Origin of the sequence: Actinoplanes sp. DH11 (genome assembly GCF_020873875.1) — a bacterium.
GTDB lineage: Bacteria > Actinomycetota > Actinomycetes > Mycobacteriales > Micromonosporaceae > Actinoplanes.
Genome location: NZ_JAHWGU010000001.1, coordinates 250,231 through 263,101, shown reverse-complemented (window position 1 = coordinate 263,101; position 12,871 = coordinate 250,231). Strand labels below are relative to the sequence as shown.

At 68.7% G+C, this 12,871-nt stretch carries 9 protein-coding genes, 1 tRNA gene, 1 other RNA gene and 1 pseudogene; 3 read left to right on the top strand and 9 right to left on the bottom strand.

The annotated features are described in order from the left end of the window. Nucleotides 1–87 precede the first annotated feature (87 nt). From LPA41_RS01315 to ffs, 9 genes and pseudogenes are all read right to left on the bottom strand, one after another. Entirely contained in the window at nt 88–1,125 is a 1,038-nt protein-coding gene (locus LPA41_RS01315; RefSeq protein ID WP_229067689.1) for an ABC transporter ATP-binding protein, read from the bottom strand. An 18-nt stretch (nt 1,126–1,143) separates the two neighbouring features. After that, nucleotides 1,144–2,184 carry an ABC transporter ATP-binding protein gene (locus tag LPA41_RS01310; RefSeq protein ID WP_229067687.1) on the bottom strand — a complete coding sequence of 347 codons (1,041 nt, stop codon included), beginning with the start codon at nt 2,182–2,184 and terminating at the stop codon, nt 1,144–1,146. Nucleotides 2,185–2,195: 11 nt separating this feature from the next. Continuing rightward, a complete protein-coding gene (locus LPA41_RS01305) occupies nt 2,196–3,197 on the bottom strand; it encodes an ABC transporter permease (RefSeq protein WP_229067686.1) in 1,002 nt (333 codons plus the stop codon). A gap of 76 nt (nt 3,198–3,273) precedes the next feature. Then, on the bottom strand, nt 3,274–5,058 hold the full coding sequence (locus LPA41_RS01300) for an ABC transporter substrate-binding protein (RefSeq protein WP_229067685.1): 1,785 nt from the start codon (nt 5,056–5,058) through the stop codon (nt 3,274–3,276). A 73-nt stretch (nt 5,059–5,131) separates the two neighbouring features. Continuing rightward, the gene (locus LPA41_RS01295) at nt 5,132–6,139 is read right to left on the bottom strand and encodes an ABC transporter permease (RefSeq protein WP_229067683.1); all 1,008 of its coding nucleotides are present in this window, start codon (nt 6,137–6,139) and stop codon (nt 5,132–5,134) included. 403 nt (nt 6,140–6,542) lie between these two features. Beyond that, complete coding sequence (gene recR, locus LPA41_RS01290) at nt 6,543–7,136, bottom strand: recombination mediator RecR (RefSeq protein WP_229067681.1); 594 nt, start codon at nt 7,134–7,136, stop codon at nt 6,543–6,545. A gap of 4 nt (nt 7,137–7,140) precedes the next feature. Further along, nucleotides 7,141–7,464, bottom strand: a complete 324-nt coding sequence (locus LPA41_RS01285; protein ID WP_229067679.1) for a YbaB/EbfC family nucleoid-associated protein — start codon at nt 7,462–7,464, stop codon at nt 7,141–7,143. 2,701 nt (nt 7,465–10,165) lie between these two features. Further along, a pseudogene (locus LPA41_RS43175) lies at nt 10,166–11,722 on the bottom strand (DNA polymerase III subunit gamma and tau); the annotation flags it as partial. Between the two features lie 74 nt (nt 11,723–11,796). Beyond that, nucleotides 11,797–11,893: signal recognition particle sRNA small type (ffs, locus tag LPA41_RS01275), an RNA gene on the bottom strand. Nucleotides 11,894–11,974: 81 nt separating this feature from the next. On the opposite strand from ffs, the gene LPA41_RS01270 reads away from it, so the two are divergent. The 3 genes from LPA41_RS01270 (at nt 11,975) to LPA41_RS01260 (ending at nt 12,837) form a co-directional block, all read left to right on the top strand. Then, nucleotides 11,975–12,062 (top strand) — tRNA-Ser (locus LPA41_RS01270). Nucleotides 12,063–12,262: 200 nt separating this feature from the next. Then, nucleotides 12,263–12,469: a hypothetical protein gene (locus LPA41_RS01265; protein ID WP_229067678.1), complete on the top strand. Its 207-nt coding sequence runs from the start codon at nt 12,263–12,265 to the stop codon at nt 12,467–12,469. A 14-nt stretch (nt 12,470–12,483) separates the two neighbouring features. Beyond that, on the top strand, nt 12,484–12,837 hold the full coding sequence (locus LPA41_RS01260) for a type II toxin-antitoxin system PemK/MazF family toxin (protein ID WP_308036506.1): 354 nt from the start codon (nt 12,484–12,486) through the stop codon (nt 12,835–12,837). Nucleotides 12,838–12,871 lie beyond the last annotated feature (34 nt).

Below are 12,871 nucleotides of genomic sequence, written 5' to 3'. Positions count from 1 at the left end.
ACGACGGGCCGGGCCGGGTGTGCGCGAATACAGTTCGCCGCGGGTCCCCTGGTCGTAGGGAACCCGCGGCGGACGTGCGAGAGCAGGTCAGACAGGCGTCGTCGCCGGACGGCGGCCCGCGACGATCTCGTCCGAGACCACCGGGAAGTGGCACGCCGTCAGGTGCGACTCCGGGTCGTCCGCCCGCGTGACCAGCGGCGGCTCCTCGGTCGCGCAGATGTCCTGCGCCTTCCAGCAGCGGGTGCGGAACCGGCAGCCGGACGGCGGGTTGATCGGGCTCGGCACGTCGCCGGTGAGCAGCACGCGTTCGCGCTGCGCGCGATCACGCCGGACCGGGTCGGGCACCGGGACCGCCGACATCAGGGCCACGGTGTACGGGTGACGCGGGTTCCGGTACAGCTCGTCCCGTTCCGCGATCTCCACGACCTTGCCCAGGTACATCACGGCGACCCGGTCGGAGATGTGCCGCACCACGGACAGGTCGTGCGCGATGAACACGTAGGTCAGGTCGAACTCGTTCTGCAGGTCCTCGAGCAGGTTCACGACCTGCGCCTGGATCGACACGTCAAGCGCCGACACCGGCTCGTCCGCCACGATCAGTTTCGGTCGCAGCGCGAGCGCCCGGGCGATGCCGATGCGCTGCCGCTGACCGCCGGAGAACTCGTGCGGGTACCGGTTGTAGTGCTCCGGGTTGAGGCCGACCAGTTCCAGCAGCTCCTGCACGGCCGTCTTGAGGCCCTGCGGGGTAGGGATCTTCTGGATCTGGAGCGGCGCCGCGATGATCGACCCGATGGTGTGCCGCGGGTTCAGCGACGAGTACGGGTCCTGGAAGATCATCTGCACGTCCCGCCGGAGCGGGCGCATCTGGGTGACCGACTTGTGGGTGATGTCCTCACCCTCGAAGACGATCTTGCCGTCGGTCGGCTCCAGGATCCGGGTGAAGAGCCGGCCCAGCGTCGACTTGCCACAACCGGACTCGCCGACAAGGCCCAGCGTCTCGCCGGCCCGGACCTCCAGGTCGATGCCGTCCACGGCGCGCACGGCACCGATCTGGCGCTTGAACAGACCCTTCGTGATCGGGAAGTGCTTCTGCACCCCGGTCGCCTCGAGCAGGTTCTCGCTCATCGTTCTATTACTCCCCGCTCAGAGGTTCGGAGCCACTTCTTCCTGGAAGATCTTCGTTCGCAGGTCGGGCGGCAGGTGGCAGGCGACCCCATGGGCTCCGCCGGACAGCACGGGCACCTCGTTGAACGAGCGGTCCCCGTTGCGCCCCGCATAGGGGCAGCGTGGGTGGAAAGCACATCCGGAAGGCAGATTGATCAGGCTGGGCGGCGAACCCTTGACCGGGTTGAGGCGCTCGCGCACCTCACGGTCGAGACGCGGCATGGAACCGAGCAGACCCCAGGTGTACGGGTGCTGCGGCCGCTGGAACAGGTCGATCGCCGGGCCGTTCTCGATGACCTTTCCGCCGTACATGACCAGGACCTCGTCGGCGAGCTCGGCCACCACGCCCAGGTCATGCGTGATCATGATGACCGCGGAGCCGAACTCCTCTTGCAGGTCCCGGATCAGGTCCAGGATCTGCGCCTGCACCGTCACGTCGAGTGCCGTGGTGGGCTCGTCGGCGATCAGCAGCTTCGGGTCGTTGACGAGCGCCATCGCGATCATCGCGCGTTGCCGCATACCACCGGAGAACTGGTGGGCGTAGTCGTGGAAACGCCGCTCCGGCTGCGGGATGCCGACCCGGGCGAGCATGTCGACGGCCCGCTCCCGCGCCGCCTTCTTGCTCACGTCGGGGTGGTGCACCCGGTACGCCTCGACGATCTGCGACCCGACCGTGAAGTACGGGTGCATCGCGCTCAGCGGGTCCTGGAAGATCATCGACATCTTGCCGCCGCGCAGCTTGCGGACCTCTTCGTCCGTGGCGGTGACGAGTTCCTTGTCGTCGAGCCAGATCTCGCCGGTGACCTTCGCGTTGCTGCGGGTGCGGTGCAGGCCCAGCAGGGCGAGCGAGGTGACGCTCTTGCCGGAGCCGGACTCGCCCACGATGCCGAGCGTCTGCCCGGCCCGGAGCGAGAAGTTCGAGCCCGAGACGGCCTGCACGATGCCGTCGTCCGTCTCGAAACGGACGGTGAGGTCCTTGACCTCGAGGAACGGGCGGGCGGTCGCCGAGTTGACGGACATGTTCCTCCCCCTCAGCTCAGCCGCACACGCGGGTCGATGACGCCGTAGACCAGGTCGACGACCAGGTTGGCGAAGACGATGAAGAACGCGGCGATCATGGTGACGCCCAGGATGACCGGGAGGTCGTTGGCCCGGATCGCGTCGAGCGCCTGGTAACCGAGGCCACGCAGGTTGAAGACGGCCTCGGTGAGCACCGCGCCGCCGAGCAGCGCGCCGAGGTCGAGGCCGAAGACCGTGACGATCGGGGTGAGGCCGGAGCGCAGGCCGTGCTTGCCGATGACCGTACGCTCCCGCAGGCCCTTGGCCCGGGCCGTCCGGATGTAGTCCTCGCCCAGGGTCTCGAGCATGTTCGCCCGGGTGAGACGGGCGTAGGTGGCCGAGAACAGGAAGGCCAGCGTGATCCATGGCAGCAGCAGCGACACGAACCAGTCGGCCGGACTTTCCAGGAACGGCGTGTAGTTGCTCGGTGGTAGCCACCCCAGCCAGTAGATGAAGATGGCGGAGGCGAGCAGGCCGGTGAAGTAGATGGGCAGCGAGACGCCGGCCAGGGCACCCGTCATCACCGCCCGGTCCAGGAACGTCCCTCTTCGCAGCGCCGAGATGACGCCGGTGGAGATACCCATGATCAGCCACAGGATCGCCGCGCCGATCGCCAGCGACAGCGTCACCGGGATCTCGCTGAGCAGCAACGGGGTGACCTCACGGTCGGTCTTGAACGAGTATCCGAGGCACGGTGCGGGACAGTGCGTGACGTCCGGTCCGTTGGCGTAGTCCCGGCCGACCACAAGGCCCTTCAGGAACTTGCCGTACTGCACCAGGATCGGGTCCGCGAGACCCATCTTGGTGCGGATGCCCTCGATCGACGCCGCATCGGCGGTCTTGCCGATGTAGAGCAGCGCGGGATCAGAACCGGTGATCTTCGGTACGCCGAAGAAGATACCGAAGGTCACGAGCGTGACCACGAGAAGCGTAATGACGGCGTTGACCAACCGCCGGATGATGTAAGCCAGCACGTCGTTCGGCCGAAGGACGGGCGGCCTTCACCAACCCTTCGAAATACCCGTTGCCGCTAAGGGCGTTGCTGACTTCTTACTTGCCGTCGCTGACGCCGATGGCCTGGAAGTCGTACATGCCGAACGCGTCGTGGACGTAGACGTTCGTCAGCCGCGGGTTGCGGTAGTTGAGCGCCTTGTCGACCACGAACGGCAGGTAGTACGCGCCTTCCATGACCTTCTGGTTGACCTGGCTGTAGATGGCCGCGGCCTTGGCCGGGTCGGTCTCCGCAGCGGCGTCGTCGAACAGCTTGTCGATCGCCGGGTCCTTGATCTCAGCAAGGTTGTAGTTGCCGTTGTCCGGGATGAACCGGCTGTCGGCGAGCGGCTGCAGGTAACCGGAACCGGTCGGGTAGTCAGCACCCCAACCACCGATGATGATGCCGTAGCCCTTGCGCTTCACGTTGTCGGGCGCACCGGTGATGGACGGCTGCTGGGCACCGTCGTACTGCTCGATCTTGGCGTTGATGCCGACGGCCTTCAGAGCGGCCTGGAGGGCCTCGGAGGTCTTGACCTCGGCCTCACGGTTGTTGCGGACCGCGATGATGGTGTCGAAACCGTTCGGCTTGCCACAGGCGGCGAGAGCCTCCTTGGCCTTGTCGACCTGCGCCTTGCCCTGGAGCCGGTTGAACGGGTCGTACTTGGCGTCCGAGCCGGCGATGTTCGGCGGCAGCATGCTGGTGCCGATGTCGCCACCCGCGATCGGGCCACCACGCGCGGACTGCAGCGTGGTCGGGTCGGCGGCGTAGATGACCGCCTTGCGGCACTCGATCTGGTCGAACGGGGCGACCGAGGTGGAGAGACCCGCGTACCGGAGGAAGCCGGTGGTCGGGGTGTCCGCGTTGGCCTTCATGTTCGGGTCGGTGAGGATCTTGGTCCGCGCCGCCGCCTGCACACCGGTCTGGCCGACGTCGAGGTCAGCGGTGCCGGCCATCAGGCGGGCGTCGAGGTCCTCGGCGTTGGTGGTGATGGTCAGGTTGATCGCGTCCGGCAGGGCCTTGCGGATCGGGTCGGTGGCCTGGTCCCAGTTGGGGTTACGGACCCACGACACGCTCTTGCCCGGCTGGATGCCGCCTTCCTTGAACATGTACGGGCCGGACGCGGCCGGCGCCGAACCGTACTGCGCGCCGGTGTCCCGCTTCTGCGGAACCGGGCCGGAGCCGGGCATCGCCAGCAGGTAGATGAAGTCCGAGGAGGGCTTCTGCAGCTTGAACTCGATGGTCGAGTCGTCCGGAGTGGTGACGGACTTCAGGCCCAGCTTGTTCGGGTCGGTGTCCTTGTAGGGGCCGGGGTAGTTCTGCCCCTGGTCCAGGTGGCCGGGCAGGTAGACCGGGCCGCCGTTGATGACGTCCGCAGCCCAGACCCGCTCGATGCCGTACTTGATGTCCTTCGACGTGATCGGGGATCCGTCGTCGAACTTCACGCCGCTGCGCAGCTTGAAGGTGTAGGTCAGCTTGTCGGCGCTGATGGTCGGCATCGCCTCGGCGAGGTCTGCCTGGAGCTCCAGACCCGCCTTGCCCGGGACGGCGGCGTACTCGACCAGCTTGCGCGTGTAAAGGCGGTTCAGGTTCCAGACGAACGCGTAGTAGCCACGCGCCGGGTCCCACGAGTCCGCATCCTGCGAGCTCCACAGGTTCAGCGTGCCGCCCTTGGTCGTCGCCGGGTTGACGACGTCCGTGATCGCGGCGTTGTACGCGGCCTTGCCACCGGAGTTGCCGTTGCTGCTGTTGTCGTCGCTGCTCGAGCCACCACACGCGGCGGTGGTCAGCCCCATCACGACAGCAACACCGGCTGCCGCTATCGCCCTTGTCTTTCGAGACACCGTTTCTCCTACTCCTCGAACAGCGGAGCCGTGCGGCCCGCCAAACATGCGATGTTCTTCGCCAACCCCTGTGTCAGCGGGCCTTCGGGTCGAGCGCGTCGCGCAGGCCGTCACCGAAGAGGTTGAAGGCCAGCACCGTAATGAAGATCATTCCGCCCGGGATGATCATGAACATGGGATCGATCTGGTAGAAGGCCACGGCGTCCGAGAGCATGCCGCCCCAGGACGGCCAGGGCGGCGGGATGCCGACGCCGAGGAAGCTCAGAGCGGCCTCGGTGAGGATGTTCGTCGGGATGATCAGCGTCGCGTAGACGAGGATCGGCGCCGACAGGTTCGGCAACAACTCCCGGAACAGGATCCGTGGCGACCGCGCGCCCATGCTGCGAGCAGCCTCGACGAACTCCCGCTCACGCAGGGAGAGCGTCTGGCCGCGGACGATCCGGCCGATGTACGGCCAGCCGAAGAAGCCGATCACCAGGATCAGCACGCTCACGCGCGACCAGCGGCCGCCCAGTCCGAGGAACTCCTGCGGAAGGACCGAGACCAGCGCGATCGAGAAGAGCAGCTGCGGGAAGGCGAGCAGGAAGTCCATCACCCGGCTGATCACCGAATCGACCCAGCCGCCGAGGAAGCCGGCCGCCGCGCCGAACAGGACGCCCAGGATGGTCGAGAGGAACGCCGACAGGAACGCCACCGTCAGCGACGTCTGCGCGCCGTAGACGATCCGGCTGAAGATGTCCCGCCCGGTCGTCGGCTCCACACCCAGGATGAAGTCCTTGGTGATGCCGCCCCACGGGTTGATCGGGGTGGCGAACGTCGGATCCACCTGATCCGGGTGCCACTCGTCGATCGGGTGGCCCCAGAGCTTGGTCAGCACCGGCGCCAGGATGGCGATGACGACAAGGACAAGAACGACGACAGCGCCGCCGATGGCGACCTTGTCCTTCTTCAGGCGGCGCCAAGCAATCTGCTTCAGTGACCGGCCCGCGATCGCCTTCTCAGCGGGGCCTCGCACCTCAGCCGCGTCGGCTGTCGGCGCCGTCGTCTCGTCGACGATCGGTGCCTCTGGGCCAAGCGACATCTATTCGCCGGTCCTCTCCCGGTCGCCGGGCGACGGGAGTCCACGGCCACGGTTCAGGGCAGACACGGAAATCCCCCGAGCAGTGACGATGGCCCACGTAGCGAACGGCAACCGATCGGTTATCGCATGCCTCGAGTGCCGTCCTCCGCTGCGCCGACCGAGATCAGAGCGACGCCACGAAGGCACTCGACGGCGGGTGTGGCCGCCATCGAGAGGAACATTCACCTAGTGAGTGCTCTGGGTCAAGTTCGCTGACCCCACGCGGATGTTTCCGTGTCTCCCCCGTGATGTCACCGTGACCTAGAACGCCGACCAAACGGAAATTACCGCGTCGACGGCAGTTAAGTAGCAAATCGGATGCAACCGGTCGCTTGGCGTTACATTCACGTTACGAGACGTAGATCTAGATCGCTCGCCGGCCCTCGAAAGCCCGACCCAGAGTGATCTCATCGGCGTACTCGAGGTCGCCACCGACCGGCAGACCACTCGCCAGCCGGGTCACCGCGATACCCATCGGCTTCACCAGCAGCCCCAAATAGGTCGCGGTGGCCTCACCCTCCGTGTTCGGATCGGTGGCCAGGATCAGCTCCTTGACCTCACCGGTACCGAGCCGGATCAACAACTCCCGGATCTTCAGGTTGTCCGGCCCGATGCCCTCCAACGGGTTGATCGCCCCGCCGAGCACGTGGTACCGGCCGCGGAACTCACCGGTCCGCTCGATCGCCACGACATCCTTCGGCTCCTCCACCACACACAGCACCTCATTGGTACGGCGGGTGTCGCGGCAGACCCGGCACTGCTCGGACTCGGCCACGTTGAAACAGGTCGTACAGAAACGAACCAGTTCCTTCACCTTGCGCAGGGCGCCGGACAGCCGGTTCACGTCGGCCGGGTCCGCGGAAAGGATGTGGAACGCGATGCGCTGGGCCGACTTCGGGCCCACGCCCGGCAGCCGGCCCAGCTCATCGATCAGGTCCTGGATGGCACCTTCGTACACGGGATCAGAACCCCGGCAGGGAGAAGCCGCCGGTCGCCGGACCCATCTTCTGCTCGGCCAGCTCACGCTGCGCCTCAGCCGCGTTGTGGATCGCCGCGAGAACCAGGTCCTCCAGCGTCTCGACGTCGTCGGCGTCCACCGCCTTCGGGTCGATCTTCACCGACTTGAACTCACCCAGACCGGTGATCACCACGGTCACCAGGCCACCGCCGGCGGTGCCGGTCAGCTCGGCCTCGGCCAGCTCGGCCTGCGCCCGCGCCACCTGCTCCTGCATCTTCTGCGCCTGCTTCATGATCTGCTGCATGTTCGGCTGTCCACCGGGGCGCATGGCACCGCTCCTCAACTGTTCGATTACGTGAACCACCATCAATGACACGAGGCGGCCACAAGTTACCGCCGCCAGCGTAGCCGCCACTGACTCCATGCCCACCGACACGCCAGCGGACACCCCACGCACCTAGCCCCCGATGCCACCTCCACACCGAACCACCCCCGCAACACCCGCGCCCCCGTTCCGCCCCCAGTGGCACCGACGCGCCGCCCCGGCGAGATGTTGATCAGCTAGCGCTACGAAATTGCTGCGATCAAGGGGCCAAAACCGCGATTTCGCACCGCTAGCAGATCAACATCGCCGCGTGGACCCAGTGCGGCCTTGACGAAACCCATCGGGACACCCCGGAAGCCGCCCTGGAGCAAACCGCCACTAGGCAGTCGCCCAGGCGCAAGCCGGCACAAGCACGAGCCGGGAGGCCTACTCAGAGCTCGGCGATCTTCTCCGCACCGAAGGCTTCCCGGAGCAACTGCATCGCCAGCTCTTCACCGCTCTGCCGGGCCGTCTTCTCGTCGAGCACGTCGTCGAGCGGCTCATCCCCGGGGTCGAAGCCCTCCAAAGCCTTGCCGCTGGGCGGACCGTCATACTCCGGGTCGTAGGGCGCCTCCTCGGTAGGCGTCCCGTCCGACCAGGCGGCACCACCCGCGCCGGCCACCTGCCGCGCCCCCGGGCCACCCGAAGGTCCGGCCGGAGCAGCATTGCGCCCACCGGCAGCAGCCCGCGCAGCCGCCAGCCCACCGGCAACCGCCCCGCCACCACCACGCGCCGCAGCCCGAGCCGCCTCCATCGCAGCCGACCGAGCAGGAGCCCCAGCCGGACGCCCAGGCGCCGCACCCGGTGAACCGCCACCCGGCGATCCGGCAGCCGGCGATCCGGCAGCCGGCGATCCGGCAGCCGGCGATCCGGCAGCCGGCGATCCGGCAGCCGGTGAACCGGCAGTCGGCGATCCGGCACCCGGTGAACCGGCAGCCGGCGAGCCGCCACCCGGCGATCTGCCACCCGGTGATCCGGCAGCCGCACCGGGGACAACACCACCCGGAACAGCGCCACCCGGCACCGCTCCAGCCGACACAACCGGCCCAGAACTCACTGTTCCAGCCGCTGGCGCCGACGCCGCACCGGCCAGTCCAGCCCCCGACCGGATTGCGCCGCCGGTCGCCGCCGATCCTGCCGAAACGCCGCCGGACGACCCGCCCGCACCTGGCATGGAGTCGCCGCCGGCCCCGGAGCCGACACCCACGCCAGGCCCGGCACCGGCCGAAGGCATGGCCGAGCCGGAACGTCCCGACTCTCCACCACCAGCCGCAACGGACGGCACCGAAGCCCCGCCACCCGTAGCGGACCCCGTCGAAACAGACTCACCAGCCGACTGCCGCCCGCTGTGGCCCGCACCATCCGAAGACCCACCGGCCGCCGCAGCCGAACCGCCGACAATCCCGCCACCAGGTTTGGCAGGCTCTGGCCAATCCTCTTCGGCCGACTCCGACCCCGGCCCCGATGCCGAGCCGGCCGCGGAACCCGAGGCCCGCAAAGCCGCGCTCCCCGGCCGAACCGGCTCCGGCCAGTCGGTATCCCCGCTGTCACCGTCCGACTGCCCCGAGCCATCACCCGCTCCGGACCGGTCCGCACCTCGGCCGGATTCGGCCGGAGCACCGGACCGAGTCGCTCCCAAGCCGCGCCCAGGCTGACCAGAGCCGCGCCCAGACCGACCAGAGTCGCGTCCAGACTGATCGGAGCCGCGCCCGGACTGATCAGAATCGGCCGGATGTGCCACTCCAGGCCGCTCTTTGCCATCGTCGGCACGGACCGCTGCCGGCCGCTCGCCGGAAGCAGGGGCCGCGGTGGGCCTGCCCGGCGCCGGCCAGTCGTCGTCGGCGTCAGCGGGCGTGCCGCGCTGGGGACGCGACGGGCGCGATTCGGTACGGCCGGTGTTCCGCTCCGGCGCGGCGGACCCGCCCGACGCGGCATGAACCGACGGCGGGACCGACGGCGGGACTGACGGCGAAACCGGCGGCGAAGCGGCGGCCGGGGAGCCCGGCGACCGTGCCGGTGCGCCTTGCGGAGGGCGCCGGGCGGCTGGCTGGTCCCGTACGGCAGGGGGGTCGCCCACGTCGCACCGGATCTGCCACTGCCCGCCGAGTGCCTGCCCGAACGCTCCGGTGATCAGCTCCCGGTAGGTCATGAAACGGTCGGCATAGTTGGGCTTCGGCGCACCGAAGACGACCGTGTCGCCGTCGACGGACCGGAGGACGATGCCGCTGCTCTGCATCCGGCCCACGGTCTCGTTGGCGCGGCCCAACTCTTGCCAGGCAGTCCGCACCATGCCCAGCCGCTCAGCCGCCAGCACCGCAGGGTCGGGTGCCGGCGGAGCGGGCGGAGCGGGGCGTGCGGAGGTCGGCAGCTCGACCGGTTCCTCGTCCCACGGCGGCGGTTCCTCATCGTGGGGAGCGTCAGCAGGCGGCTCCCCACCAGCGGCAACCGCGTTCCAGTCAGGCGCGGCCGCACCGGAAGGTCGAACCCCGTCGGCTGAACCAGCCCCATCAGAGGGCCGAACGCCGCCGGAAGACCCGGCCGCGTCAGAAGGCCGAACCCCGCCGGGCGACCCGGCCGCGTCAGAGGGCCGAACCCCGTCGGCGGACCCGGCGGCGCCGGAGGACTCAGCGACACGCGAAGGTCCCGCACCCCCGGAAGACCCGGCCGCAGCAGGAGAGTCAGCGCCGGCGGACGCCCCGGCCCCCGAAGCAGGAGCCGACGCGGGAGGAACCGCCACGGGAGCAGCCGTGACCGGGGCAGCGGACACAGGCGCGGCCGAGACAGGCATGACCGCGCCGGCGGCGCCCTCAGGGGCAGGCGAAACCGGCCGCCCGGCCGGCCCTGCGGCGGCTTTTCGAGCGGCCGCCGCCGCGGCCATCGCAGCCGCCTTGCCACCACCACCTGCAGGTCCGCCGCCACCGGCAGCCCCGCCGCCGGCACCCGCGGCGACCACAGCCGGCGCCGAGGGGATGGCCGGGGCCGCGCCCGAGTCCGCCGAGGTCGAGACGGAGGCAGAGGCAGAGGCCGCGGCGGGAGCCGAAGCGAAACCGGACGACCCGAGGGCGAGGCCGCCGCGTTCGAGCCGCTCGAGTCGCTGGAGCAGCGCGCCGGACGAGTCGTCGGCGGCGGGCAACAGCATCCGGGCGGTGATCAGCTCGAGCAGGAGGCGGGGTGCGGTGGTGCCGCGCATCTCGACGAGGCCGTTGTGCACGATGTCGGCGCAGCGGGAGAGGGTGGCCGGGCCGAGGCGGGTGACCTGGGAGGCCATGGCTTCGAGCTGGTCGGCGGGGCCGTCGATCAGGCCCTTGGTCACCGCGTCCGGCACCTGATGGAGGACGATCAGGTCGCGGAGGCGTTCGAGCAGGTCGGAGGCGAAGCGGCGGGGGTCGTGGCCGGCTTCGGCGACCCGGTCGATCGTCGCGTAGGCGGCGGCGCCGTCGCCGGCGGCGATCGCGTCGCACATCTCGTCGATCAGGGCGACGTCGGTGACGCCGAGCAGGGCGACGGCCCGCGCGTAGCCGACGCCGTCGGGGCCGGCTCCGGCGATCAGCTGGTCGAGGATCGACAGGGAGTCCCGGGCGCTGCCGCCGCCGGCCCGCACGACCAGGGGGAAGACTGCCGGGTCGACGTGGATGCCCTCGGCGTCGCAGAGCTGCTGCAGGTAGGGGCGCAGCACGGCGGGCGGGATCAGCCGGAACGGGTAGTGGTGGGTCCGCGAGCGGATGGTGCCGAGGACTTTTTCCGGCTCGGTGGTCGCGAAGATGAACTTGACGAACTCGGGCGGCTCCTCGACGAGCTTGAGCAGCGCGTTGAAGCCGGCCGACGAGACCATGTGCGCCTCGTCGATCACGTAGATCTTGAAGCGGCTGTTGGCGGGCGCGAAGAACGCCTTTTCTCGCAGCTCACGGGCGTCGTCGACACCGCCGTGGCTGGCCGCGTCGATCTCGATGACGTCGATCGAACCGGCGCCGTCGTTGGCCAGGGACTTGCAGGAGCCGCAGACCCCGCACGGGTCGGGGGTGGGGCCCTGCTCACAGTTGAGCGACCGAGCCAGGATGCGCGCGCTGGAGGTCTTGCCGCAGCCACGGGGGCCGGAGAAGAGGTACGCGTGGTTGAGCCGCCCGCTGCGGAGCGCCTGCGACAGCGGCTCGGTGACGTGCTCCTGGCCGATGACCTCGGCGAACGTCCGTGGACGGTATTTCCGATAGAGGGCGAGCGCCACTCCTGCCACCTCCTGACGACCGCGCCATTGTCCGTCGAGGGTCTGACAAGAACAAAACAACGTGCCCCAGGGAATGAAAGGACCCCCCGTGCACCCGCCAGAGCCCGCTTATCCTTGCTGCCTTCCGGCCCTGGGGAGGTTCACGAGATACACGCCGCACGAGGGGCTGTCCTGAAGCCTACCGAACCCGCCCGACGGCCGTACGACCCCTCCCCCCGTCGTGGGCGACGTCGCCTATGTATTCTGGCGCACGGAGGATTCGCCTAGTGGCCTAGGGCGCACGCTTGGAAAGCGTGTTGGGGGAAACCCCTCACGAGTTCGAATCTCGTATCCTCCGCCAGCTTCACCAGCAGGAACATGCAAGGCCGGACCCCGGGGTCCGGCCTTGTTGCGTTGCCCGCCTCGATGGCGTTGCCAGCCGCTGGAATTCCGCAGCGCGCACCGGGCAAGGCACGCTCCAGCTCGCTCGCTCCTGCCCAGGGCCGATCACCGTCCTACCGGCGGTAGCACCCACGATCCTACCGCTGGTAGGATCCGAGTATGAAGATTAGTGTCAGCCTCCCCGAAGAGGATGTCAGGTTCCTCGACGAGCAGGGCGCGAATCGTTCCGCGACTCTTCACGAGGCTGTCACCCTCCTCCGTGAGCGACAACTGGCCAACCAGTATGCAGAGGCGTTCAGCGAGTGGAACGACTCTCCCGACGCGGCTCTGTGGGACACCACGACTGCCGACGGCCTCGCCTCGTGAGGTGGGGCGACATCGTGCGAGTCGATCTGAACCCGGCAACCGGGAGTGAGGCGAACAAGGTCAGGTCCGCGGTCATCGTCAGCAATGACGGCGCCAACAGGGCCGCAGAACGATTCGGTCGCGGCGTCATAACGGTCGCGCCGATCACATCGAACGTCGCCAAGGTCTATCCGTTTCAAGTTCTGATCGCGTCCGATCAGACCGAGACAGGCCTCACCGCCGACGCCAAGATTCAGGTCGAACAGATTCGCGCCGTCGACGTGGCACGCGTCAGCCGACACCTAGGTCGGCTTCCCACCACCTTGCAAGAGCCACTCCGCGAAGCTCTGGCGCTGCATCTAGGACTGCGACACAGTCGATCTACCTAGATCGACTGTGTCGGAGGCCGGACCCGAGGGGTCC